The 25,722-nt window shown below is 57.9% G+C and carries 21 protein-coding genes; 10 read left to right on the top strand and 11 right to left on the bottom strand.

The annotated features are described in order from the left end of the window. Window positions 1–131 precede the first annotated feature (131 nt). The 6 genes from ACYASS_RS26540 to ACYASS_RS26515 form a co-directional block, all read right to left on the bottom strand. A complete protein-coding gene (locus ACYASS_RS26540) occupies window positions 132–1,751 on the bottom strand; it encodes an EAL domain-containing protein (protein WP_463588283.1) in 1,620 nt (539 codons plus the stop codon). 90 nt (window positions 1,752–1,841) lie between these two features. Continuing rightward, window positions 1,842–2,618, bottom strand: a complete 777-nt coding sequence (locus tag ACYASS_RS26535) for an N-acetylmuramoyl-L-alanine amidase (RefSeq protein ID WP_463588282.1) — start codon at window positions 2,616–2,618, stop codon at window positions 1,842–1,844. Window positions 2,619–2,697: 79 nt separating this feature from the next. Continuing rightward, window positions 2,698–4,782 carry a diguanylate cyclase gene (locus ACYASS_RS26530; RefSeq protein WP_463588281.1) on the bottom strand — a complete coding sequence of 695 codons (2,085 nt, stop codon included), beginning with the start codon at window positions 4,780–4,782 and terminating at the stop codon, window positions 2,698–2,700. Next, window positions 4,779–5,651, bottom strand: a complete 873-nt coding sequence (locus ACYASS_RS26525) for an endonuclease/exonuclease/phosphatase family protein (protein WP_243244589.1) — start codon at window positions 5,649–5,651, stop codon at window positions 4,779–4,781. The genes ACYASS_RS26530 and ACYASS_RS26525 overlap by 4 nt, the downstream gene beginning before the upstream one ends. A 12-nt stretch (window positions 5,652–5,663) precedes the next feature. Further along, complete coding sequence (locus ACYASS_RS26520) at window positions 5,664–6,302, bottom strand: thiol:disulfide interchange protein DsbA/DsbL (RefSeq protein ID WP_122667275.1); 639 nt, start codon at window positions 6,300–6,302, stop codon at window positions 5,664–5,666. Window positions 6,303–6,632: 330 nt separating this feature from the next. Then, window positions 6,633–7,250, bottom strand: coding sequence for a c-type cytochrome (locus tag ACYASS_RS26515; RefSeq protein WP_243244590.1), 618 nt, complete (start codon window positions 7,248–7,250; stop codon window positions 6,633–6,635). Between the two features lie 352 nt (window positions 7,251–7,602). On the opposite strand from ACYASS_RS26515, the gene yihA reads away from it, so the two are divergent. Continuing rightward, window positions 7,603–8,238 carry a ribosome biogenesis GTP-binding protein YihA/YsxC gene (gene yihA, locus ACYASS_RS26510; protein WP_122667273.1) on the top strand — a complete coding sequence of 212 codons (636 nt, stop codon included), beginning with the start codon at window positions 7,603–7,605 and terminating at the stop codon, window positions 8,236–8,238. Window positions 8,239–8,611: 373 nt separating this feature from the next. Here the strand turns inward: yihA and polA are convergent, their stop codons facing one another. Next, a complete protein-coding gene (gene polA / locus ACYASS_RS26505; protein WP_463588280.1) occupies window positions 8,612–11,374 on the bottom strand; it encodes a DNA polymerase I in 2,763 nt (920 codons plus the stop codon). 74 nt (window positions 11,375–11,448) lie between these two features. Between polA and ACYASS_RS26500 the strand changes: the two genes are divergently transcribed. Together ACYASS_RS26500 and ACYASS_RS26495 are read left to right on the top strand one after the other, a co-directional pair. After that, on the top strand, window positions 11,449–11,736 hold the full coding sequence (locus ACYASS_RS26500; RefSeq protein ID WP_122667271.1) for a DUF2782 domain-containing protein: 288 nt from the start codon (window positions 11,449–11,451) through the stop codon (window positions 11,734–11,736). A gap of 36 nt (window positions 11,737–11,772) precedes the next feature. After that, window positions 11,773–12,723 carry a homoserine kinase gene (locus tag ACYASS_RS26495; protein WP_463588279.1) on the top strand — a complete coding sequence of 317 codons (951 nt, stop codon included), beginning with the start codon at window positions 11,773–11,775 and terminating at the stop codon, window positions 12,721–12,723. 275 nt (window positions 12,724–12,998) lie between these two features. Here ACYASS_RS26495 and ACYASS_RS26490 read toward each other — a convergent pair whose 3' ends face one another. Further along, window positions 12,999–13,931, bottom strand: a complete 933-nt coding sequence (locus ACYASS_RS26490; RefSeq protein ID WP_463588278.1) for a zinc ABC transporter substrate-binding protein — start codon at window positions 13,929–13,931, stop codon at window positions 12,999–13,001. A 67-nt stretch (window positions 13,932–13,998) separates the two neighbouring features. On the opposite strand from ACYASS_RS26490, the gene ACYASS_RS26485 reads away from it, so the two are divergent. Genes ACYASS_RS26485 through ACYASS_RS26470 form a run of 4 tightly spaced genes read left to right on the top strand, consistent with a single transcriptional unit; the run spans window position 13,999 to window position 16,813 of the window. Continuing rightward, window positions 13,999–14,481: a Fur family transcriptional regulator gene (locus ACYASS_RS26485; RefSeq protein WP_243244594.1), complete on the top strand. Its 483-nt coding sequence runs from the start codon at window positions 13,999–14,001 to the stop codon at window positions 14,479–14,481. After that, window positions 14,481–15,278, top strand: coding sequence for a zinc ABC transporter ATP-binding protein ZnuC (znuC, locus tag ACYASS_RS26480; RefSeq protein ID WP_463588277.1), 798 nt, complete (start codon window positions 14,481–14,483; stop codon window positions 15,276–15,278). The genes ACYASS_RS26485 and znuC overlap by 1 nt, the downstream gene beginning before the upstream one ends. Beyond that, entirely contained in the window at window positions 15,271–16,059 is a 789-nt protein-coding gene (gene znuB / locus ACYASS_RS26475) for a zinc ABC transporter permease subunit ZnuB (RefSeq protein ID WP_122667267.1), read from the top strand. Before znuC ends, znuB begins: the two co-directional genes overlap by 8 nt. Before the next feature lie 37 nt (window positions 16,060–16,096). Next, window positions 16,097–16,813: a PA5502 family lipoprotein gene (locus tag ACYASS_RS26470; RefSeq protein WP_463588276.1), complete on the top strand. Its 717-nt coding sequence runs from the start codon at window positions 16,097–16,099 to the stop codon at window positions 16,811–16,813. 96 nt (window positions 16,814–16,909) lie between these two features. On the opposite strand, the gene katE is transcribed toward ACYASS_RS26470, so the two are convergent. From katE to desA, 3 genes are all read right to left on the bottom strand, one after another. After that, window positions 16,910–19,060: a catalase HPII gene (gene katE, locus ACYASS_RS26465; protein ID WP_463588275.1), complete on the bottom strand. Its 2,151-nt coding sequence runs from the start codon at window positions 19,058–19,060 to the stop codon at window positions 16,910–16,912. A 488-nt stretch (window positions 19,061–19,548) separates the two neighbouring features. Further along, window positions 19,549–20,535 (bottom strand): GGDEF domain-containing protein, encoded by a 987-nt coding sequence (locus tag ACYASS_RS26460; RefSeq protein ID WP_122667368.1) that lies wholly within the window; start codon window positions 20,533–20,535, stop codon window positions 19,549–19,551. A gap of 138 nt (window positions 20,536–20,673) precedes the next feature. Next, window positions 20,674–21,858 (bottom strand): delta-9 fatty acid desaturase DesA, encoded by a 1,185-nt coding sequence (gene desA / locus ACYASS_RS26455; protein ID WP_243244490.1) that lies wholly within the window; start codon window positions 21,856–21,858, stop codon window positions 20,674–20,676. Window positions 21,859–22,013: 155 nt separating this feature from the next. On the opposite strand from desA, the gene dibA reads away from it, so the two are divergent. The 3 genes from dibA (at window position 22,014) to ACYASS_RS26440 (ending at window position 25,558) form a co-directional block, all read left to right on the top strand. Beyond that, a complete protein-coding gene (dibA, locus tag ACYASS_RS26450) occupies window positions 22,014–23,930 on the top strand; it encodes a phosphodiesterase DibA (RefSeq protein WP_463588274.1) in 1,917 nt (638 codons plus the stop codon). Window positions 23,931–24,194: 264 nt separating this feature from the next. Further along, entirely contained in the window at window positions 24,195–24,377 is a 183-nt protein-coding gene (oscA, locus tag ACYASS_RS26445) for a sulfur starvation response protein OscA (RefSeq protein WP_003170956.1), read from the top strand. 173 nt (window positions 24,378–24,550) lie between these two features. Next, on the top strand, window positions 24,551–25,558 hold the full coding sequence (locus ACYASS_RS26440) for a sulfate ABC transporter substrate-binding protein (RefSeq protein ID WP_463588273.1): 1,008 nt from the start codon (window positions 24,551–24,553) through the stop codon (window positions 25,556–25,558). Window positions 25,559–25,722 lie beyond the last annotated feature (164 nt).

Here is a 25,722-nt window from a genome sequence, read left to right as displayed (position 1 = left end):
CCCCCCCCGCCCGCGCCCCCCCGCTCCTGCCCCCCCCCCCCCCCCCTCCCCCCACCGCCCCCCCCCAACCACCCCCCACCCCCCCCCCCCCCCCCCCCCCCCCCCGCTCCTACAGGAAATACACTTTACCGTTACGCCACATCCTCAGCCCGACGCCCCTGACTGCGACGTCCGCCAGTGACCAGCTCGCTGAATTTCTGAGCACTTAGCGGCCTGGCGAATAACCAGCCTTGCCCGTACTTCACACCTTCGCTCATCAGTAGCCGAGCCTGAGACTCGAACTCGATACCTTCCGCAATTACCCGCAATTGAAGGGCATGGGCCATGCGAATGATGTGGGGGGCCACACCACTGCTGGCAGCGTCGTGACCAAGGGCGTCGATGAACGCCTTGTCGATCTTCAAACAATCCACCGGCAAGGTCTGCAAGTAAGCCAGGCTGCAATAGCCTGTGCCGAAATCATCGATCAGCACTGGGTGCCCCTTGTCGCGCAAGGCCTGCAGGTGGTTTCGCGCGATAACAACGTCGATCAGTCCACGCTCGGTCACCTCAAAGGCAATCTGCCGGGCGGAGACTTTATGCATCGCCAACAGCTTGGCCGTCACTCGCCCGATGCGAGGCGCCATCACGTCGCAGGCAGCGAGGTTAACCGAGATGTACAGCTGCGGATTGGCACGCAACAGCGGGCCTAATTGCTCAAGCGACTGCTGCAGAACGAAATCAGTGATCTGCCGGATCTGGCCGGTATTTTCTGCCAAGGGGATGAACAGATCCGGACTGGTCAGCGTACCGTCAGGCCGGCGCCAGCGCACCAGTGCCTCGGCGCCCACACAGAGTCGCGTACCCAGATCAAAAATGGGCTGATAGAGCACTTTAAGTTCGTCGCGCCGCAACGCGCCATTCAGCTCCCCCCCTAATGACTGCTGCTGACGTACCAGTTGCAGCACCAACCCCCCAATGCACAAGGCAACCAGCAAACTGGCCGGAACCAATAACCACCAGGCTCCGGTTACCTTCTCCTGGAGGCCGGCGCGCGGAGCAATCATCACAAGCTGATATTCAGGGCTTTCAGTTGGCATGCGATAGATCAACCGGGTGTCGGTGATCATCAGCTTCTCAGTGCCGGTCGCAGACCAAGGGATACTGGGCGGCCAGGACTGATCCGGCCCCAGCACCGTGACGGCCTTGGCACCATGGTTGAGAACGACCAGCAAGCTACCACCGCTGGGCAAATCCACCACGTCGGTCAAATGCCCCCGAGAGGTTGAAACTCTGAAGCCGCCCAGCCCCAGCACCAGCGATGCAAGATTGTCGTCCGGCTGGGCCGCGGTATTGAGCCAGTAATCGTAGGTGGGGCCGCGAATGTCAGGCTCCCGGGACTGAGCGAGAGCGATATCGCGCGCGCCACTGGAACACCCCCTGATATCGCCAACGAAAGCGGCTTCATAAATGAACCGGTAACTGGAGGTGACCTGACGCAGGCGCTCCACCATCTCCGGACTGCAACGACGCAGAGGCTGGGCCTCCAACTGATCGAGCCCGGTACGCAACTGACCAAACAGCTGCTCCATACGCACCAGAAAACGCCCACCCTGAGCATTCATCTGCTCGCTTTCGTTCTGTCGCGCCTGATGCACAGCCAGGGCAAAGCTGCCCGCCAACAGCACAGCCGCACTTATCAAGGCGGCGAGCAAAGCCATCAGCCAAGGACGATAGAAGGTCAAACGAAAGGGTGTTGCCGTGTCGCGCATCAGGTTGTTATCCGCAGGGATCCCTGTAGGTATAGCAACAAGCGCGGAAATAGCCCGTTTGATCAGGGCTACGGCAACAATTTAGTGGGATTAACGCTGACGGTTAAGCACCTTGAGAATCGCGGCGCTCTGAACGTCTGGCTGCCCGTCAAAGCGCGCCGGCCGATAATGCATCTGGAACGCCGCTAATACGTCCCGCGTCGCAACATCCAGCTCGCCGGTTTGTGGCGTCGAGTAACCCACCTTGGCGAGTTGCTGCTGGAACCAGACAATGTCTGGCACGGTGTCCAGCATCAACGCCTGCTGTTCCGCAACCAGTCGCTGATCCGGCCACACACCCAGGCCTTCTTGCGCCAGTCGCTTCCAGGGAAACAGCGGCCCCGGATCAAGCTTGCGCGCTGGAGCAATGTCACTGTGACCGATGATATGGCGCGGGTCGATGTGGTTGCGTTTGACGATGTCCTTGAGCAGCACGATCAGCGCCTGAATCTGACCTTCGGTGTAGGGATACCACAGCCTGCCAGTGGGCGTGTCGCGGTACCCCGGATTGACGATTTCAATGCCAATCGAGGCAGAGTTCAACCAGGTGCGCCCGTCCCATTCGCTTTCACCCGCATGCCAGGCGCGGGCGTTCTCGTCGACCAGCTTGTAAACGGTTGGCGGGATGTCGCCAATCAGATAATGCGCACTGACCTCACCATGGGTCAGCAACTCAAGGGAGCGCTCCAGCGTCGCGGAGGTGTAGTGCACCACAACAAACTGGATACGATTGTCGTAATTCACCGAAGGGTGGCTGGTATCGAGCCGCGGCCCGCTGGTGCAGGCCGTTAACGTAATGAGCAGCAGGGCAGATAAAAACAGCTTCATGAAAACCTGAACACATGGACAGTAAAGGAGGGAGCATAACGCACTGTCGTGGAATCGTTCATTGCAATCAAGTCCTCGCTCAACCTTGCTCGACCCGGTTCCGGCCGTTTTCCTTGGCGCGGTACAGGGCCTGATCTGCGCGTTTGAGCGCCACGTCGCTTCGCTCTCCGGGACGTAGCGCGGTCACGCCGCTGGAAACGGTGATCGTTACTGGCTCGCTTTTAAAATGGAACGGGCACTGCTCAACAGCGCCTCGTAGCTGTTCCAGTAAAGCCAGACCCGCCGTCACTTGAGTGGCCGGTAGCAGAATCACAAACTCCTCCCCACCAAAGCGGGCGATGAAATCAGTGGGACGCAGCTGCTTCTTCAGTACCTTGGCAACTATTTTGAGGACCCTATCACCGGCCAGATGCCCGTACCCGTCGTTAATGCGCTTGAAGTGGTCCAGATCCAGAATGCAGACCAGCAGGCTGGTTTTGTTCTTTTGCCAGACGGCCAGTTCGTGCCCGAGACGCTCTTCCCAGGCTGCCCGGTTGGGTAAACCAGTCAAAGGATCAATCAACGCCTTTTGCCGCTGCTCTTCCAGATTGGCCCTGAAACCCAGCGCTTCCTGTTCCATGGTCGCGACCCGGCTGGCCAGACTTTGCAGACGCGCCGCCACATCCTGTTCTCGTTCATCACGGGTCTTCTGGTGCTGATCCATAGTCCCCAGCAGACCTTCCAGCCGGTTCTCGAGAATCTTTTTCAGGCTGGGCAAGTCAGCAGCGTCCTGAACACTGCTTTGCAATCCATCCACCTGAAGACGCAGCTCGTTGTTCAGCTCTCGCGAGGCTGTCTGCTGATCAACGTAATCCTCGCTGGCTGCCTGGAGATTGCTCTGAAATGATTCCAGTCTCTCATTCAACTGCTTTAGATAAATCTCGAACTCATGCTGGCCGCTGTCGGTAATAGCGAGCATCAAGACTGCAAGATCGTCGAGAATAGGCAGCAATTCGTACCAGTTCAGACCATGTTCGAGACGCTGACGCATCGCCTCGGCCTGTGGGCGATGATGCTCAGGCAAGGTCAGATCGTTGAGGAGCCCCAGCAGAGTGTCCTCGATATGAGCCGCTACCGAGCTGTAGCTGGGCTCGGGAGAACTGGGCAATGCATACGCGGAATCCTCTCCATCGCCTTCTGCCTCCCCAGGCACCGCTTCTTCATCGGTAACAGCAGCCACTGGCGCCGGAACATACTCATAAGGCACCGCCGGGGTCGGCGTCAGCAGATCCTCAATCGGTAGAGCTTCTGGCGCGGGAGCGGCCTTGGGTTCGACAGGCGCTGATTGAACAGGAACAGGAACGGGTCGAGCGTCCACCTCAGCAACGGCAACTGCGAGGGTTTGGACCGCCGGGGTCTGCACGTCCGGCAGCGGGGCTTGCGGTGGCGGAGCAGAAGGCGCAGGCGGCGATACCTCCAGCGGAGCCTTCACTGCGGCTAATGGCGGATTATCGGTTGCGCCTGCTTGCTGTTGAGTATCGGAAGGCTCGTCCCAATCATCCACCTCGGCTGCGTCGGGCGCGCGATCGGCTCTGACGGCGGTCCCAGGCTCATCAACGGCCGCAGGCCCTTCAGCCTCTTTAGCGGCTGAATCACCTGTTTCATGCCCGCCAAACAAGCGCTGCAATAATCCCGGCCGGTGCGGCTCTTCTGGCCGTTCTATCACGGTCAGTGCCTGCCCCTGCAAACCGCTGAGCTCGCCCAGCAGAAGAGGCAGTTCCCGAGCCTGCGAGGCGCGCTCTTCAAGGTCCTTGGCGAAACGCTTCAGTGGCTTGCGCACGTCCTTGGGCAATTGCAGAGACTGCAACTGCGTCACCAGCGACACCAATGCACTGCTGACCTGGGCAGCGCGCTCTTCGCGGCGTTGCTCTGAGTCCAGCACGGCTTTTTCCAGCTTGGGAATCAGTGCAGCAAGGCCTGCGTCCATGTCGTCTTTACGGACGATTTCACGCATTTCCTTCATGCATTGGTCAACCGCCCGGTCCGAGCCTTCTGCCGCCAGACTGCTGCGCACCAGACCCCGGCGCAGCAAGTCGAGACGGGCGTTCCAGCGTTTTTCAAGCTTGTCTTGTTGCTCGATGCCTTTGAGGTATTTCTCTCGCCAGCGTTCGGCTTCGTCACTCATGCAGGAGGTCCGGGATGACTGAGGGCAGGCAGCGAGTCGCCACTTAATGAAGCAGGCAGGCGGATCTCTACTGCAACAGGCAGGTGATCGGAAATAGGCTGAGCCAATACCTGAACCCGCTCCAGGGTGAGTGTAGGACTGAGCAGGATATGATCAAGGCAGCGTTGCGGTCGCCAGCTTGGGAAGGTGGCTTCGACCTGTGGCGCCAGCAAACCCAGGTCGCGCAGGGGTGAGTTTTCCAGCAGATCCAGGGCGTGGGTATTCATGTCGCCCATCAGCACCTGATGGCGATAACCACCGATCAACTCGCGGATATACGCCAGTTGCCGCGTCCTGGTGCGTGCGCCAAGGGCCAGGTGCATCATCACCACGACCAGCGCATCCTCACCCTCGCCGAAACGAAGCAGAATCGCGCCGCGCCCACTGGGCCCCGGCAGCGGATGATCCTCGATAGCCCACGGCCGCAGGCGGCTCAGCACACCATTGCTGTGCTGACCAAAACGACCAAGGTTGCGATTGAGTTGCTGATACCAGTACGGGAAGGCGCCCAACTGAGCAAGGTGTTCCACCTGGTTGACGTAGCCTGAGCGCAAGCTGCCGCCATCGGCCTCTTGCAAGGCAACCAGATCGAAATCACCCAGCAAGTCACCTATCTTGCGCAGGTTACCGGCTCGCCCCACGTGCGGCAGCAAATGTTGCCAGCTGCGCGTGACGTAATGGCCATAGCGGCCGGTGCTGATGCCGACCTGAATGTTGAAGCTGAGCAAGCGAAGCCGACCATCAGCCGGCAGACCGCTTGCTTGCAGGTGATGTTCGTTGACCCGCGGATCATGCAGGCCAACGCTTCTTACCTCTTTCCTGCGCAGCATGGCAGGCGCTGCTTACTTGGCTGCAGCCGCTCGCTCTTTGGCGATAAGTTGATCAGCCACTTGCAGGGTTTGCTCTGGACCACCGGCAGAACCCAGATCGAAACGGTATTTACCGTTGACGATCATGGTCGGTACGCCAGTGATTTCATACTTCTTGGCCAGTTCCTTGTACTGGGCGATCTTGCCCTTCACAGCGAACGAGTCGAAAGTCTCGAGGAACTTGGTCTTGTCGACACCTTGAGTGGCGACGAAATCAGCCATGTCATTCTTGTCGGTCAGACGCTTGCCACCCTTCTGGATAGCATCAAAGACTGCTGCGTGAACCTTGTGCTCTACGCCCAGAATATCCAGGGTGATGAACAGTTGACCGTGTGCGTCCCAAGGGCCGCCGAACATGGCAGGGATGCGGACGAAATGAACGTCAGCTGGCAGCTTTTCAACCCACGGGTTGATGGTCGGCTCGAAAGCGTAGCAGTGCGGGCAGCCGTACCAGAACATTTCCACAACTTCGATTTTGCCAGGCTCGGAAACAGGAACGGCGCTGCTCAGCTCGGTGTACTGTTTACCGGCTTCGATTGGTTCGGCAGCTTGTGCCGTAACACCGAAAAGACTGGCGGCAACCAGTGCGGCGCTGAGGATCAGATTACGCATGCTTTACTCCTGAGGCTGATTTGAGTCGCCTTCAAACGACCGGACTTCGACCGGTCGGCAAGGCGCGAGTTCGCTAGTGTAACGCTGGCACGAACAAAAAAGGGTAGCCGAAGCTACCCTTTTTAAGTTGAAAAGCTGTTGGAGCCGGGCCTGCCCGCGAAGAACGGTAACGGGGTGTGTCTGGAGTTGCGCGGTGACGTTGCAGGCGATGCATGCGACGCGCCCGGAAGACATACCGCGTTATCGATTATCGCGAGCAAGCTCGGCTCCCACAGGATCAGCGTCTGGCTCAAATCCTGGGTGCCACAGCATTAGCGTCCGCCAACCCTGTTAATGCAGCCCCTGAATGTACTGCGACAGCGCCTCGATATCCTTGTTGCTCAGCTTGGCAGCAATCGAGCGCATGACCATCGTGTCGCCGTCATTGGTGCGATCACCTTCGCGGAAAGCTACCAACTGCTTCTTGATGTAATCCGCATGCTGGCCGCCCAGGTGCGGGAAACCCGCGGCCGCGTTACCGACACCGTTAGGTGAATGGCAGCCTGTACAGGCAGGCATACCTTCATTCAGCTTCCCGCCTCTAAACAGCGCCTCACCGCGAGCAACAAGCTTCTCGTCAGCGGCCCCGACACTACCTTTCTGGCCGGCATAATACGCAGCGATATCGTTCAGATCCTGCTCATTGAGGTTGGCCAGCAAGCCAGTCATCTCCAGCACGACGCGTTTGCCGTCCTTGATTTCGTTGAGTTGCTTGAGCAGATAGCGCTCCCCCTGGCCTGCCAGTTTGGGGAAGTTCGGCGCCAGGCTGTTACCGTCAGGACCATGACAAGCGCCACACACAGCGGTTTTGGCCTGACCGGCAGCCGCATCGCCGACTACGGTCTCAGCCGCCTGAGCCATGCCGCAGATGCCCAGGATCAACAGCAGACTCACGCAAATTTTGTTCATCAGGAAATCCAAATCGGCTAAAGGTGAATAGTTATATAGAGGTGGACTCGCTCATCCAGACGGACGAAGGTTCACGAATCCCCGCTATTGCGGTCCCTGCACAATCCACGCAACGGCATCGCTTTGAACTCCTGAACACAGGCGGCTCCAAAGCCTTCATACTCAGCAACCCTTTCAGGTTAAAAGCGGACTGCGTTCTAATGCGCTTATAGTTCTCGCTTGGCTGATGTAGCTTCCCGTGACCGGGACAAAGCACACACAAAATCTGCGGTAATTATATACTGGCCTCACTGAAACGGAAACGACACCTCTTGCCGCACCCCTTGCAGGCACCGCTCTTACCGGAAATCACATGCAACTCAAGAACCCCATCCTCGGCTTGTGCCAACAGGCAACCTTCATGCTCAGCGCTGCCAAAGTCGACCAGTGCCCGGACGACGAAGGCTTTGAAGTGGCCTTCGCAGGGCGCTCCAACGCAGGCAAGTCGAGCGCGCTGAACACCCTGACGCACGCCAGCCTGGCCCGTACATCGAAGACGCCAGGTCGTACGCAACTGCTGAACTTCTTCAAACTGGACGATGAGCGGCGCCTGGTCGACCTGCCGGGTTACGGCTACGCCAAGGTACCCATCCCGCTAAAGCTGCACTGGCAGCGTCACCTTGAGGCTTATCTGGGCAGCCGGGAGAGCCTGAAAGGTTTGATTCTGATGATGGATATCCGTCACCCGATGACCGACTTCGACACCCTGATGCTTGACTGGTCGATTGCCAGCCATATGCCAATGCATATTTTGCTGACCAAGGCCGACAAGCTGACTTACGGCGCAGCCAAGAACACGCTGCTCAAAGTTCAGTCAGAAATCCGCAAGGGCTGGGGCGACGCAGTCACTATCCAGCTGTTCTCTGCGCCAAAACGCATGGGCCTGGAAGAAGCCTATACCGTGCTGGCAGGCTGGATGGAGTTGGAAGACAAGGCACCTGCCGAGTAAATCGCAGGCAAAAAAAACCCCGGACTTCATATGGGGGAGGGGAAGTTCGGGGTTCAAGTTCCAGACTTCCAGGGAGGGAAGCCGGATATCTGCCAACACTTAACACAACTAGGAGCATGACTGGCTTCTCAGCCAATCGAGTTCTCTGACCGGCATTTCGAGGCGTAAGTTCCTGGCCTGCGGAAATTCTCCGAACGGTCCATCTGGCACACCACGTTACCGTTCTTCGTCGGAATGCCGCCCAGACCAAGCCCGGCTCCCACAGACAGCGTGATTCCTGTAGGAGCCGAGCTTGCTCGCGATGCAGTCGCCTCGGTCTGGCAGGCACAGCAAGCCTCGCTCCAACAGGATTTGGATCGACTCAGCGCCCCGGTCAGTGCGCCTCGTCCCAGTTATTGCCCACGCCGACTTCGACTAGCAGCGGCACATCCAGCTGCGCAGCGCCGCTCATGTACGGACGAATTTGCTCGCTGATCTGCTCGACCAGGTCTTCGCGAACCTCCAGCACCAGTTCATCGTGCACCTGCAGGATGACCCTTGCGTCTAGCTTCGACTCTTCCAGCCAGCCATTTACCGCCACCATGGCCTTCTTGATGATGTCTGCCGCCGTGCCCTGCATCGGCGCGTTGATCGCCATGCGCTCGGCGCCTTTGCGCAAGGCCTGGTTCTTGGCGTTGATGTCCGGCAGATACAGACGACGGCCGAAGATGGTTTCCACGAAACCCTGTTCAGCGGCCTGCGTGCGGGTACGCTCCATGTAATCGAGCACACCTGGGTAGCGGGCGAAATAACGGTCCACGTAAGCCTGGGATTGCTTACGATCAACACCGATCTGCTTGGCCAGGCCAAATGCGCTCATGCCGTAGATCAGGCCGAAGTTGATTGCCTTGGCGCTGCGGCGCATGTCGGTGGTGACGTTTTCAAGCTCGACACCGAAGACTTCCGCAGCGGTTGCCCGGTGCACGTCCAGGTCATTACGGAAGGCGTGCAACAGACCTTCATCCTTGGCCAGATGGGCCATGATGCGCAGCTCGATCTGCGAGTAGTCCGCCGCCAGCAGCTTGTATCCCTTGGGCGCGACAAACGCCTGACGAATACGACGCCCTTCAGCGGTACGGATCGGGATGTTCTGCAGATTCGGGTCGCTTGAGGACAAACGACCTGTCACCGCTACTGCCTGGTGATAGGAGGTGTGAATACGACCAGTGCGTGGATTGATCTGCTCGGGCAGGCGGTCAGTGTAAGTGCTCTTGAGCTTGCTCATCGAGCGGTACTGCATCAACACCTTGGGCAGCGGGAATCCTTGCTCGGCCAGTTCAGCGAGCACCGCTTCGGCAGTCGAGGCCTGCCCTTTGGCAGTTTTGCTCAGGATCGGCATGCCGAGTTTTTCATACAGGATCACGCCCAACTGCTTCGGCGAACCCAGATTGAATTCTTCACCGGCAATCTCGAACGCCTCGCGTTCAAGGGCAACCATCTTGTCGCCCAGCTCAACGCTCTGAATGCCCAGCAGCTTGGCGTCCACCAGCGCACCCTGGCGTTCGATACCAGCCAACACGGGCACCAGCGGCATTTCAATTTCGTTGAGCACCGGGGCCAGGCTTGGGATTGCAGCGAGCTTCGCCTGAAGCGCTTCGTGCAAGCGCAGCGTTATGTCAGCTTCCTGAGCAGCGTACTGCGCGGCCAGTTCCAGAGAAATCTGGTCGAACGTCAGCTGTTTCACGCCTTTGCCAGCGATGTCCTGGATATTCCCGGCGGCATGCCCCAAGTATTTCAGCGCAAGGCTTTCGCGGTCATGGCGGGTTGCGGTGGAATCCAGCACATAGGATTCAAGCATGGTGTCGTACAGCAACCCCTGAACTTCAATGCCCTGACTCTGATCGCCATCAATGGCGCAGTTAGCGAGGATATTGATATCAAACTTGGCGTGCTGACCGACTTTGATTTTGCTCGGGTCTTCCAGCAGCGGCTTGAGCTGCTTGAGTACGTGATCACGGTCCAGTTGCTGCGGCACGCCCATGTAAGAGTGAGTCAGCGGGATGTAAGCGGCTTCGTGAGTCTGCACGGCAAACGACAAACCCACCAATTGCGCACGCTGGGCGTCCAGGCCATTGCTCTGGGTCACGAACGCCACCAGCTTCGCATCGCTGAGCTTCTTCAGCCACACGTCGAGCTGGCCCTGCTCAAGGATGGTTTCATAGCGTGACTCTGCTGGAACCGGGGCTTCTTCGATAGCGATTTCCAGACCGACACGCTTGGCATCACGGTGCAGGTCTTCAATCCAGCTTTTGAATTCCAGCTCGGCATACAGCTCAAGCAACGCTTCACGATCAGGCTCGGTGCAGTGCAGTTGATCCAGTTCGATATCCAGCGGCACATCAATCTTGATCGTGGCCAACTCGTAAGACAGGAACGCCATGGCACGGTGCTCTTCGAGCTTGGCAGCCAGGGTTTTCGCGCCACGGATCGGCAGCGTCGCGACCATTTCGAGGTTTTCGTACAGTTCTTTGAGACCACCGCCCACGCCCACCAGCAAGCCCACCGCAGTCTTTTCGCCAACACCCGGCACGCCTGGAATGTTGTCGACCTTGTCACCCATCAGTGCCAGGTAATCAATGATGTGCTCAGGGCCGACGCCGAATTTCTCTTTCACGCCTGCCACGTCCTGCACGCTGCCGGTCATGGTGTTGACCAGCGTGATGTGCCCGTCGACCAACTGCGCCATGTCCTTGTCGCCGGTGGAAATGATGACCGGTCGGTCCGCCGCCGCGCTGCTGCGTGCCAAGGTGCCAATCACGTCGTCGGCTTCAACCCCATCCACGCACAGCAATGGGTAACCCAAGCCTTTTACGCAGGCATGCAACAGGTCGATCTGCACACGCAAGTCGTCCGGCATGCTCGGGCGATTGGCCTTGTATTCGGCATACAGGTCATCACGGAACGTGCCGCCCTTGGCGTCGAACACCACCGCAAACGGGCTGTCCGGATATTGCCGACGCAGGCTTTTGAGCATATTCAACACGCCCTTCACGGCTCCGGTAGGCAAACCTTTGGACGTGGCGAGTGGCGGCAGCGCGTGAAAAGCGCGGTACAGGTAAGAAGAACCGTCCACCAGGACGAGGGGAGCTTGGCTCATGAGCAGAATCAACCTTTTCGGCGGGGTCGGCGCTAGAATGCGAGGACCATTGACGACAAAGGGACAAGGTTATCATGCGCACAACAAATCGCCTGTTGCTGGCTGGCCTGTTTGCACTCTGCCCGCTGATTGCTGTTGCTGCCGATGACGCACCGTCAGGAGACCCGGAGGTTACAATCCGCACCGAAGGTGACAAGACGATTCAGGAGTACCGCCAGAATGGCTTCCTGTATGCCGTCAAAATCACCCCGAAGGGCGGTAAGCCTTACTTCCTGGTGCGCGCCGATGGTACAGACGCCAATTTTATTCGTTCAGACCAACCGGATATGCTGATTCCGTCGTGGAAAATATTCGAGTGGTAAGGTCCCACATTCACTTTTTTTGCTGGCAGCCCTGATATGTCCGTATTTACCCCCCTGGCTCGGCCCGAGCTGGAAACATTTCTCGCCCCTTACGGGCTAGGCCATCTACGTGACTTTCAAGGCATTGCCGCTGGAAGCGAAAACACCAACTACTTCATTAGCCTGGAGCAGGGTGAGTTTGTGCTGACGCTGGTGGAGCGTGGTCCGGTTCAGGAAATGCCGTTCTTCATCGAACTGCTGGACACCCTGCACGACGCTGATTTACCCGTGCCATATGCGCTGCGCACCACGGACGGCAGCGCATTGCGCGAGCTGGCGGGTAAACCGGCGCTACTGCAGCCACGCCTGCCGGGCAAACACATCAGCGACCCGAATAATCAGCACTGCGTGCAGATCGGCGAGCTACTGGGTCATCTGCATCTGGCAACACGCGACAAAGTGTTGGAGCGCAAGACCGATCGCGGCCTGGACTGGATGCTGGCAGAAGGCGCAACGCTGATTTCTCATCTGGATGCTGTGCCGAGTGCATTGCTCAAAGCGGCGCTGGAGGAAATCGAGCGCCTCAAGCCGAAGATCATGGCATTGCCCCGGGCGAACCTGCATGCCGATCTGTTCCGCGACAACGCGCTGTTCGAAGGCACGCACCTGACCGGGCTGATCGACTTTTACAACGCCTGCTCCGGGCCAATGCTTTATGACCTGGCTATTGCGCTGAACGATTGGTGTTCGGACGAAGAGGGCAAGATCGACGCACCTCGCGGACGGGCCCTGCTGGGCGCTTACGCAGCACTGCGCCCGTTCACCGCTGCCGAGGCCGAATTGTGGCCAACCATGCTGCGCGTTGGGTGCGTGCGTTTCTGGCTGTCACGGCTGATTGCTGCGGAGTCCAACGCAGGCCAGGACGTACTGATCCATGACCCGATGGAATTCCAGAAGCGCCTGGAACAACGGCAGGAAACGCACCTGCCGCTGCCGTTTGCGTTGTAACGGGGATCTGTAGGAGCGCGCTTGCCCGCGATAAAGACGACGCGATGTGAAGGATACACTGCGGTGCTCTTATCGCGGGCAAGCACCGCTCCCACATAAAAGTCGTATTTATTCAGCGACGTGAACTCTATTTGATGAGGGTGGACCTGCTCGCGATGGTAGGCCGCCGCCGTCGGTAGGAGCGAACTTGTTCGCGAGGCGACAGACCTGAGTCGCTGCTTCAAGCCTTCTCGCCAACAAGTTGCCTCCTACCAGATCGAGCCACTACAAGTCAGTTACAGACTCTCCAGGCACCCCACCAGATCATCGCCCAGCTTGTTCAGTAGTTGCTCATACCCCGTCGCGTTCGCCGGGGTTTCACCGCCCAGCGCATCCAGCTCAGCCAGTTTTGCAGGCAGCCCGGCCGTCAGGGTTTCGGCAAGACGCGGACGCAATGGCGGCTCGCTGAACACGCAGGTCTTGCCCACTTCCGTCAGCCGTGCACGCATCGCCGCAACGTGCTGAGCGCCCGGCTGTACCTCGGCAGCAACGCTGAACACGCCCGCATGCTTGAGGCCGTAAGCGTCTTCAAAGTAATCAAAAGCCTCGTGAAACACGAAGTACGGCTTGCCCGCGATGCCAGCTACCCGGCTCTTGAGGCGCGCATCAAGCGCATCAAGACGCGTATTGAATGCCTTGGCATTGCTCGCATACCGCGCAGCGTTAGCCGGATCGGCAGCACTTAAATCACTCGCCATTTTTGCCGCAATCACCCGGGCGTTTACTGACGACAGCCACAAGTGCGCGTCCAGACTTCCAGGACGATGGTCATGATCATGCTCGTCATGGCCGTCTTCATCGCCTTCTTCGTGAGACGCGCTGTCCGCACCGAAGTGACGCAACTTCAGTCCCGGCAACGATTGCACGGCCACGACCGGCAACGTCCGGCTTTTCAGGACACGAGGCAGGAAGCCTTCCATGTCCGGCCCGATCCAGTAGAGCAAATCGGATTGCTGCACGCGCCGTACGTCGGATGGTCGCAAAGCATAGTGGTGAGGCGAGGCGCCCGGAGGCAAAAGCACCTCTGGTGTACCGACGCCGTCCTGCACAGCCGCCGCAATCAGCTGCAGGGGCTTGATGCTGGTAAGGACTCGGACTTCGGCCTGAACCGGGGAAATTGTCAGCAAACTGGCGGTTAAAACGATAAAAAGAGCAAAAAGACGATGCACGTGGGCCACTCATTGAAGGCGGGAACGGGTAACATAATAACGTCTCTAGCAAATATCGTCGCCGCCCATGCCTATTACACCGTTGGCCAGTCGCCCTCACGACCACTCCCATTGCGTGCATACCGCGCTCTCCGAAGCCGATGTGCTTTGCGCCCAGAAAGGCTTGCGCCTGACCGCTTTGCGCCGTCGCGTACTGGAACTGGTCTGGCAAAGCCATAAACCGTTGGGTGCCTATGACATCCTCGCCGTACTCAGCGAAGAAGACGGCCGCCGCGCCGCACCGCCTACTGTTTACCGGGCCCTGGATTTCCTCCTGGAAAACGGCCTGGTACACCGCATTGCTTCGCTGAACGCCTTCACTGGCTGTAACCACCCGACTCACGCGCATCAGGGTCAGTTCCTGATTTGCCGTGAATGCCACGCGGCCATCGAGCTGCAAAGCCCGACCATCAGTGACGCCGTGACAGGCGCCGCCGCCGAAGTTGGTTTCGCCGTTGAAGGCCAGACTGTGGAAATCATCGGGGTATGTTCCGGCTGCAAGGCGGCCTGATGAGCAACGCGTTAATCAAACTTGAGCGCGTCGGCGTCGCCCTTTCCGGGCAGAACGTGCTGGAAAACATTCACCTGAGCGTCAAGCCCGGGGAAATCGTCACCCTGATCGGGCCTAACGGCGCGGGTAAAACAACGCTGGTGCGCGCCGTGCTTGGCTTGCTCAAGCCGGATTCCGGCAGCGTGTGGCGCAAACCGAAGCTACGTGTTGGCTACATGCCGCAAAAGCTGCATGTTGACCCGACGCTACCGCTGTCCGTGTTGCGTTTCCTGCGTCTGGTTCCCGGCGTAGATCGAGCGGGTGCGCTGGCAGCCCTGGTTGAAGTGGGTGCCGAGAAAGTCATCGACAGTCCGCTACAGGGGATTTCCGGCGGTGAAATGCAGCGCGTTCTGCTGGCTCGCGCCCTGTTGCGCGAACCGGAACTGCTGGTCCTGGATGAGCCCGTGCAGGGCGTCGATGTAGCGGGGCAGGCTGAGCTATACAGCTTGATCACCCGCCTGCGCGATCGCCATGGTTGCGGCGTGTTGATGGTTTCTCACGATCTGCACCTGGTGATGAGCACAACGGATCAAGTGGTATGCCTCAATCGCCACGTCTGCTGCTCCGGCCACCCGGAACAGGTCAGTCACGATCCTGCGTTTGTCGAGCTGTTCGGCAAGAACGCACAAAGCCTGGCGATTTATCACCACCATCACGACCACGCTCATGATTTGCATGGCGAAGTCGTCGAGGACGCCGCCGATTCGGCCGGCTCTACCCACACACACATTCACGGAGACAGCTGCAAGCATGGCTGATTTTCTTCTTTACGCCTTGCTTGCTGGCCTGGCTTTGGCGTTGGTTGCCGGCCCTCTGGGCTCGTTCGTGGTCTGGCGACGCATGGCCTATTTTGGCGACACCCTTTCCCACGCGGCTTTGCTGGGTGTGGCGCTAGGGTTTCTACTGGATGTCAGCCCGACGATTGCAGTGACAGTCGGCTGCCTGCTGTTGGCGATTCTGTTGGTTACGTTGCAGCAACGTCAGCCGTTGGCGTCGGACACTCTGCTCGGGATACTCGCACCCAGCACTTTGTCCCTCGGGCTGGTGGTGCTGAGTTTCATGCATGACGTACGCATCGACCTGATGGCCTATCTGTTCGGGGACTTGCTGGCGATCAGCGCCAATGATCTGGTCTGGATACTCGGCGGCTCGCTGGCAGTGCTAGGGTTACTGGTAGTGCTCTGGCGTCCACTGCTGGCAATCACGGTGCATGAAGAGCTGGCAAAGGTTGAAGGCCTGCCGGTCGCGGGCCTGCGCATGGCGCTGATGCTTTTGATCGCTGTCGTGATCGCTGTGGCAATGAAAATCGTCGGCGTTTTGTTAATTACTTCGCTGCTGATCATTCCAGCAGCTGCGGCACAGCGTCACGCCCGTTCGCCGGAGCAAATGGCGCTGGGTGCGAGCGTGCTGGGCGTAGTAGCTGTGTGCCTTGGGCTGTCGATGTCCTGGTTCAAGGACACCCCGGCAGGGCCATCAATTGTGGTTTCAGCAGCGGCTTTGTTTCTGCTGAGTTTTGTCCTACCCAAACGAGCGGTGTAGACTTGCTCGTTTTTTGCGCAATTAGAGAATCGCAGGAATGAAGCCGTTCGCATCCCGTTATCTGCTGCTTGCCGCATTTTCCGTCCTGTTGGCTGCCTGTCAAGGCGCACCAACGGTAGACACGCCTGTGCCCGCAACCGAGCCAGACGGTTTCGCCCAGCTTGAGCAGAGCATTACCACCAATGAACTGGCCACCGCCGAAGATCAGTTGGCAAAGCTGCAAGCAGCAGCGCCGACAGATATTCGTCTTGAGCCGTTCCAGCGTCGCCTGGCTGAGGCCTATTTGAGCCGCAGCCAGATTGGCCTGCAAAAGGGTGACGTCAACGCCGCCGCGACGGCTCTGAGCCGCGCCCGAGCCTTGATGCCCAAGGCACCTGCATTGACCAGTGGCGTCAATGGCGCCATCGCCCATGCTCGTAAAGCCGAGCTGGACAAAGCCGAAGCAGAATTGAAGGCAGCTGAAGCGAAGCGTGTTGCCAAGTTGATCGATCCATCGGCAGAAAGCACCACCATCGAGTTGAAGATTGGCGATATGGCGCAACTACGTCGCCAGCTGGATGCTATCGCAGCCGATACTGTCGCATTCAATTGCGTCGTCCTGCTGCAAGTACCACGCACGGATGACTACCCATGGCTGGCCACATTGCTGACCAAACGGGTGAACAAGATCAATCCGGATTTCGAGCTGGAACTGCGCCGCAAGATCGAGCGCAATGAGAAGGCGACAGTGGTTCTGAAGCCAGCACAGCAATAGTCTGTAGGAGCGCGCTTGCCCGCAATGGCGCCTGGTCAATCGATACATTTGTCGACTGATCCACCGCCATCGCGAGCAAGCTCGCTCCTACAGGATTTACGCTGGAATCGCTTTAGCCTTCGGCTCGCGATCCCAGACCCGGTGCTGGGCTATCGCAGCGAAGAAAGACTTGAAGGATTTGCTGTCAGACACTTCCAGCAGCCCGGCATCCTTGTCCAGATGCAGCAGATCAATGATCTGCTTGGCCTCACCGCTCACAGAAATTGCCTTCAGGTGTTTGTACGCTTCGAGCACGTAGTGCAGCGCGACACCGTCGCCACTCAATGCTTTCACCGAAGCAGCGCCCCCCGGAATGAATACCGCGTCAAACGCTACTGACGGCAAACCTTCCATGGATGCATCAACTGGCAGGCTCGCACCGCTAGCCGTTTTCACCGGCGCGGAGGTCGGGCCGAGCACCTTGGCGTGGGCGCCTTCAGCTTCCAGCGCCGCTTTCATAGCCGCTACAGCCTTGTCGTCCACACCATTGGCTACCAGGATCGCTACTTTGCGCGACACGATGTCCCCGGCGAGCAAGTTCATCTGGCTGAGCAGAGGCGACTCTTTGAGCGATTGCTGTTTGGCTGGCACGGTCGGTGCGGTGGGCGCAGGCAGACCCAGGTTGGCGGCAACACGGCCAGCCAGCTCCAGATCGATATTGGCCAGGATCTCGTTCACCTGACGCGCACGAATGTGTTCGCGCTCAACCTTGCCCAACTCGAAGCTGTAAGCCGCAATGATGTGCTCTTTCTCGGCATGGCTCATGCTGTTGAAGAACAGCGTCGCTTGCGAGAAATGATCGGAGAACGACTCGCTGCGCTGACGAACCTTGTGCGCCTCGATACGCTCTGGATAGCTCTCGAAGCCGCCATCCACCGGGCCGGCAGGGGTTTCCTTCGGCCAGCCGCCATCAATCGAGTTCGGCTCGTATGAAGCACGGCCTTTGTCGATAGTCGTGCGGTGCTGAGCATCGCGCTGACCGTTGTGATTAGGCGCCACAGGACGGTTGATCGGGATCTCGTGGAAGTTAGGCCCACCCAGACGGCTGATTTGTGTGTCGGTGTAGGAAAACAGACGACCTTGCAGCAACGGATCATTGGAGAAGTCGATACCAGGCACGACATGACCAGGGCAGAACGCGACCTGCTCGGTTTCCGCGAAGAAGTTATCCGGGTTGCGGTTAAGCACCATCTTGCCCAGCGGCGTCACCGGTACCAGCTCTTCAGGGATAATTTTGGTCGGATCGAGAATATCGAAGTCGAACTTGTGCTCGTCTTCTTCCGCCACAATCTGCACGCCCAGTTCCCACTCAGGGTAGTCACCGGTTTCGATGGATTCCCACAGGTCGCGGCGGTGGAAGTCGGTATCTTTACCGGCCAGCTTCTGCGCCTCGTCCCACACCAGGGAGCACACGCCAAACTTGGGCTTCCAGTGAAATTTCACGAAGGTCGATTTGCCTTCAGTGTTGATCATGCGGAACGTGTGTACGCCAAAGCCTTGCATGGTGCGCAGGCTTTTAGGAATAGCACGGTCGGACATGGTCCACAGCACCATGTGCGCCGACTCAGGCACCAGCGAGACAAAGTCCCAGAACGTGTCGTGCGCCGAGCCACCGGTAGGAATTTCGTTGTGCGGCTCAGGTTTCACCGCGTGAACGAAATCCGGAAATTTGATCGCATCCTGAATGAAGAACACCGGCATGTTGTTGCCCACCAGGTCGTAATTGCCTTCATCGGTGTAGAACTTCACCGAGAAGCCACGCACGTCGCGGACGGTATCGCCTGAGCCACGCGGACCTTGCACGGTGGAGAAGCGCACGAATACCGGGGTTTTCTTGCCGGGATCACGCAAGAAGCCCGCCTTGGTCAGTTCGGCGTGGTCTTCGTAAGTCTGGAAATAACCATGAGCCGCCGTGCCGCGCGCGTGGACGATGCGCTCCGGGATACGCTCGTGGTCAAAGTGCGTGATCTTTTCACGCATGATGAAGTCTTCGAGCAGTGACGGGCCGCGGTCACCGGCCTTCAAGCTGTTCTGGTTGTCGGAGACTTTGACACCATGGTTGGTGCGCAGCGCTTGCTGGGTAGCATCGGAGCGAAACTGCTCCAGGCTTTCCAGCTTGGCGTTGGTGTTGCCGCGATCCAGAGTGTCGGTTCCTGCTAGTTCGCTTTTAGATCCATCGGGTGCATTCGTTGGTTTCTTCGTAGCCATCAGACAAAAACTCCTCAGTAACAGGCTGCCCTTTAGCCAGGAACGGCATGGGGCTTATAAGCAGAATTCCCTGGCAAGGGCCTCAGGGAAGTCACGGCGCTAAGAAAGTGACTGAGAAGAAAAACAGGCGTTCCGTTTTTTTTCTGAAGAACTGGCGGGTGGCACTCCCACTGGAGCGATTTTCTGTGGGAGTCGCCCCGGTGTCCCTGACACATCGCTCTCGCGCACCAAACTTGGTTCTATGTGAGAGCGTGGGCGGCATTCCAACGATAAAAGCGACGCAGTTTGAAGGATAAACCGCGGTGTTCTTATCGTCGGAATGCCGCCCAGACCAAGCACCCACATAAAAACCTCATTTAGTCAGTGAGTTATATTTTGTTTGATGGGAGCAGGGCTTGCCCGCGATAAGACTGAATGCGATATGCCTGATATTGGCGGTGCCTTTATCGCGAGCAGGCCTCGCTCCAACAGGCTCCTGCGCGAATCACCTACACCAACACGATCTGATTCTTGCCCTGACGCTTGGCTTGATACATCGCCGCGTCAGCACGGGCGTAAAGGATTTCCAGGCTCTGGTCATCCTCTCCCATGTTGGTAAGGCCCTGGCTGGCCGTGATACCGAAGGTTTTGTCGCCGCGCTGGAAACTCAGGCGCTGGATTTCCCGCTGCAGGCGTTCGGCGATCTGTTTGGCCATGTCTGGCGCGCAACCCGGGAACACTGCGGCAAACTCCTCACCGCCAATACGGCCGAACAAATCTCCACGCCTTAACGTCGTTCTGCCGCACTCAGCGATTTTCTGCAGCACCAGATCGCCTTCCTGATGCCCGTAGGTGTCGTTGACCAGCTTGAAGTCATCGATGTCCAGCAACAGAAACGCCAACGGCGTGCCATGCAGGCGCGCCAATTCAAACTCGCGCTGGGCGCATTCGAAGAAATGCCGGCGGTTGCTGCTTTGTGTCAGCACGTCGGTTGTCGCCAGACGCTGCAGTTCGCTTTCCAGCTCTTTCTTTTCGGTGATGTCTTCTGCGATGCCCACCACGACGAGACGCTGCTCGGCGTCGGTCTGGTGACTCACGAAGCATTTGTCGCTGATCCAGCGGACTTCGCCGTCGGCACGGATGATTCGGTATTCGCGATCTTCCACAGCGCCTTTCTCGATAACTTCGTTGAGGCTGCGCTCAGCGTAGTTGAGGTCATCGGGATAAATGCTGTCGCGCCATTCGCCGTAGTCGGCCAGCAACAGACCTGCAGAGCGGCCGAAGATGCGCTCGTAAGCCGGGCTGACGTAGATCATTCGTTGGGTGGCCCAGTCGAAGGCCCAGAGCACAGCATTGACGCTGACCAGCAGCGAGCTGAACAGTTGCTCACGTTCACTCAGGCGTGCGACTTCTGCCTGGGCGTGCATCAGCGCCAGTAGCGTCTCGGCAGCGGCGGGATTGTCAGTATGGGGTGTCAGTAGATTTTTGTTGTCCATGGCACTGCATCTCAGAATAAGGTGCGGCGCACAGCCACAACATTCCCCGCACGGGGTCGCGGGCTGTTGTTCTGAGTGGATTTAGGGGATGAAGTTCAAATCAGGCGCGCCCGAAATCGGGCGCGCTGATCAGTGGCTTCAAGCGTGCGCAGGGCGCAGCGAGTAGGTTTTGAGCTGGTCGGCGAAGTCGCGCAGGGACTGAATACCACTGGCTTCGGCTTCGTGAATCCAGTCTTTCATGGCGGCCAGCATGTCGTGACCATTGCTGCTGGTCTTGACCCAGATCTGCTGCAGGGCCAGGCGTTTTTCGTAAATCACTTTGAGCGCGTGGCTGTGTTCCAGCATGGTCTGAATGCGCAAGTGATGCTTGTCATCCAGCAGGCTGGTTTCACGGGACAACAGCCGTTTGGCGCGATGGAATTGATGGCGTACCGAAGCGTCGGCCTTGGCCAGTTCCTGAGCAACCAGTGGGCCGATCACCAGCTTGCGGTACTGGGCCATGATCTGGAAACGGTTGTTGAGAATCGCCATGGCGGTATCCATGTCGATACTGCCTTTGCCCTCGACGCGGTGGGCGATAGGTGCAACCCGCTGCACTTTGGCCAGACGCAGAGCGCTGAATACCTTGATCCACGCCCAACCCATGTCGAACTCCCACTTCTTGACCGACAACTTCGCCGAGTTCGGGTAGGTGTGATGGTTGTTATGCAGTTCTTCGCCGCCAATGATGATGCCCCATGGCACCAGATTGGTTGCTGCATCACGGCATTCGAAGTTGCGATAACCGACGGCATGGCCCAGGCCATTGACGACGCCAGCCGCCCAGAAAGGAATCCACATCATCTGAATCGCCCAGACGGTGATGCCCAGCGCGCCGAACAAGAGCAGGTCAATGACAGCCATGATCGCCACGCCCAGCAACGGATAAGGCGTATAGATTTTGCGTTCGATCCAGTCTTCCGGGCAGTTTTTGCCGTAAATGCGCAAAGTGTCCGGATTTTCCGCCTCGGCCCGGTACAGTTCTGCGCCCTTGCGCAGTACAGTAGAAAGCCCTTTTACAACCGGGCTGTGCGGGTCATCGACGGTTTCGCATTTTGCATGGTGTTTGCGATGGATAGCGGTCCATTCGCGAGTGTTCTGCGCAGTGGTCAGCCACAGCCAGAAACGGAAGAAGTGTTTGAGGCCCGCATTCAGCTCCAGCGAGCGGTGGGCGGAGTAGCGGTGAAGGTAAATAGTGACGGCGACAATCGTCACATGGGTCATGGCAAGAGTGACTGCCACTAACTGCCAGACTGAAAGGTCGAGCAAACCGTTGTACCACATAGGCTGTTTGGCCCTCGAAAAGACACTTTGAATAAAAAAACAACAGTGCGCATTATCACTGAGCCACCAGATAAAACCAGTCGGGCTTAGAGATAAGAGTCGCCAGATGTTTCCTAATCTTTAATCCCGCATTTCATAAGGTTTTTAGTTTTCTTATGACCGACTCCTCTCGTGACGCACTGCGAACAGCCCTATTTTATGGGGTTTTGTCGATTTTTTGGTTTGTCGTGTGTGATCACTGGCTGCCCAGGATGATCGAAAATCCGGCTCGATTGGCGTTTGCCCAGCAGATGAGCGGTTATGTCTGGGTGGCGATCAGTGCCGTTTTTATCTTCATCGTTCGCAGCCAGCTGCTGCGTTTCATGGGGGTCGATCTTACCCTGCGCCATCAACGCGAAGATCATGACCGTCTGCGTCTGGCGGCGGCGGTGTTCGATAGCACCCTCGAAGGGGTAGTCATCACCGATAGCCAGGGGCAGATCGTCCACGTCAACCGCGCCTTCATGGAGATCACCGGTTATCAGCTGGACGAGGTTCTGGGCGTCAACCCGAGCAAGTTCAAATCCGGCCGTCATGGGCCCGAGTTCTACCGACAAATGTACCGCTCGATTCTTAGTGCGGGGCAGTGGAGCGGCGAAATCTGGAACCGCCGCAAAAGCGGTGAAATATACCCCCAGTGGCAAAGTATCCGCAGCGTGAAGGGTGACAGTGGCGAGATAAAGCACTTCGTCGCAGTGTTTTCCGATATCACCGCCATCAAGCGCTCAGAGCAGGATTTGTTGCAGCTGGCGCATTACGATCCCCTGACGGATTTGCCCAACCGCTTGCTGTTCATCGACCGCACGACGCAGGCACTTACCTATGCCCGCTCGAACAAGCGCGGCTGCGCGCTATTGCTGATCGATCTGGATCATTTCAAGAACATCAATGACAGCCTGGGGCATAACGTCGGCGACGAAGTGCTCAAGGCGGTGGCCGAGCGCCTTAAATCGTTGTTCGATGCTGATATGACCCTGGCGAGACTGGGCGGTGATGAGTTTGCGCTGCTGATCGAAAACTGCCAGCAAGTGGTGCAGGTGGCCGGTTATGCACAGCGCATTCTGGATGGCTTCAAGACGCCGTTTTTACTGGGCAACCAGCAGTTGTTCATCAGTGCCAGTGTCGGTATCAGCCTGTTCCCTGGTGACGCCTCCAACCCGGCACAGCTGTTACGCAACGCTGACTCGGCGTTGTTCAAAGCCAAGAGCGACGGGCGCGAAGCGTATGCGTTGTACACCGAGGAGCTCACCGCGCACGCTCAGCAGCGGGTGCATCTGGCCAGTGAATTACGTCGCGCTATCGAGCGTCATGAGCTGCGGGTTTTTTATCAGCCGATTCACAACCTGCACACCAGCCGTATTCTGGGCGTCGAGGCACTGGTGCGATGGCAACACCCCGAACGTGGGCTGGTGCCACCGGGGGAGTTCATCCCCATCGCCGAACAAAGCGGTCTGATTGCCGATATTGATGCCTGGGTATTGAACACGTCCTGCCAGCAGATGTGTGACTGGTTGGCGGCAGGCGTGGATATTTCCTTTGTGGCCGTCAACATTTCCAGCCGCCTGTTTGGCAGTGGTCATCTGGTTGAGCAGGTCGCCAAAGTGTTACGCGATACCGGGCTGGATCCGGCGCATCTGGAGCTGGAGGTGACCGAAAGCGCAGTGATGGAAGACCCTGATCAGGCTATCGAGCAAATGCACCGGTTGCGTGATCTCGGGCTGAGCCTGGCCATCGACGATTTTGGCACGGGTTATTCGTCGTTGTTGCGACTGAAGCGCATGCCGGTGCAAAAGCTGAAGATTGATCAGGGTTTCGTCGCCGGTCTGCCTGGCGATGAAGATGATATCGCCATCGTGCGAGTGATTATTGCCCTGGCGCAGAGCATGGGCATGCGGGTACTGGCTGAAGGCATTGAGACGGTCGAACAGGCGGCGTTCTTGCTGGCCAACGATTGCGCGATGGGCCAAGGCTATTGGTTTGCGCGGCCAATGCCGGCTGAGCAGATTGATTGGGCGCATGCGCCGGGTTTTTGATGAGCCGGTGATCTGCTTTGCTCCGTTGGAGCGAGGCTTGCCCGCGAAAAACGATCACGCGGTCCACCTGATCCACCTCAGCGTCTGATTCGCGGGCAAGCCTCGCTCCAACAGGTCACATGCACCTAAATTCATTTTGGTTATATGTAGATTCTTAAATAGTCTTTTTAAGAATATCCGCGCATCTCTAAGATTGCCTCCACGCCACAAGTGGAAACCTCGCGAACAGGTTCTTCAGGCCAATCTATTTCAAGGAGCACGATCATGAGCGCATCTCTGCGTAGCGTTGACGGTCAGGACGAAGCAGCGATTCTGCGCGAGATTCAGAGCGCGCTGCGGGATCTGCGTTTCGGGGCGGTGGAAATCACTGTGCATAACGCGCAGGTCGTCCAGATCGAGCGCAAGGAAAAGTTTCGTTTGCAGAACCCGGGTAATAAACCGAGCTGAAACATGCAAAAAACTCTGTAGGAGTGAGCTTGCTCGCGATAAGGGTTGGTCAGGCGCCAAGTGAGTTGACTGTTCTAGCGCCATCGCGAGCAAGCTCACTCCTACAGAGTCCGCCAAAACCTAAGAATTAGAAAAAGCCAACAACACAACCAGATTTTCCAGGAGCTTGACCCATGTCCATTCGCCGTTATGCGCTGGCCGCACTCGCCAGTGCCGTGTTTGCCGGTTCCGCTGTTGCCAAGGATTACGAGCTGTTGAACGTCTCGTATGATCCGACGCGCGAGCTGTATCAGGAATACAACGCTGAGTTCATCAACTTCTGGAAGAAGTCCCATCCGGACGACAAAGTTGAAATCAAACAGTCCCACGGCGGTTCCGGCAAGCAAGGTCGTTCGGTAATCGACGGTTTGCGTGCTGACGTTGTAACCCTGGCGCTGGCCGGTGACATCGACGAAATCGCCAAATTGGGCAAAACCCTGCCGGAGAACTGGCAAACCCGCCTGCCGGACGCCAGCACGCCTTACACCTCGACCATCGTGTTCCTGGTGCGTAAAGGCAACCCGAAAGGCATCAAGGACTGGGGCGATCTGATCAAGAAAGACGTTTCGGTGATCACGCCAAACCCGAAAACCTCCGGCGGCGCTCGGTGGAACTTCCTGGCGGCTTACGGCTACGGCCTGAAAACCGGCGGCAGTGAAGCCAAAGCCAACGAGTACGTGAAAGAGCTGTTCAAGCACGTGCCGATTCTGGACACCGGCGCTCGCGGTTCGACCATCACGTTCGTCAACAACGGTCAGGGCGATGTGTTGCTGGCGTGGGAAAACGAAGCGTTCCTGGCGCTGAAAGAAGATGGCGGCGCGGACAAGTTCGACATCGTCGTACCTTCGCTGTCGATCCTTGCTGAGCCACCTGTCGCTGTTGTCGACAAGAATGCCGAGAAGAAAGGCAATACCGAAATCGCGACTGAATATTTGAAGCACCTGTACAGCAAAGAAGGTCAGGAAATCGCCGCGAAAAACTTCTACCGTCCACGTAACGCTGAAGTCGCTGCGAAGTACGAAAAACAGTTCCCTAAACTGGATCTGCTGACTATCGACAAAGACTTCGGCGGCTGGAAAACTGCGCAACCGAAATTCTTTAACGACGGCGGCATTTTCGACCAGATCTACACGCCTCAGTAATGCAGGCGATTGCACCGTTGACCCGGTAGGAGCGAACTTGTTCGCGAGGCGGTGAGCTTGACACACCTCGCACGCCATCTCGCGAACAAGTTCGCTCCTACCGGACATGCATTTGAAGTCGGTTGTATTCGCTGAACAATAGGACCCGCACTCGTTTGCGGGTT

This window comes from Pseudomonas sp. HP_14, from assembly GCF_055283875.1.
The sequence above is the reverse complement of the archived record's forward strand: the minus strand, read 5'-3'. Positions and strand labels throughout refer to the sequence as shown.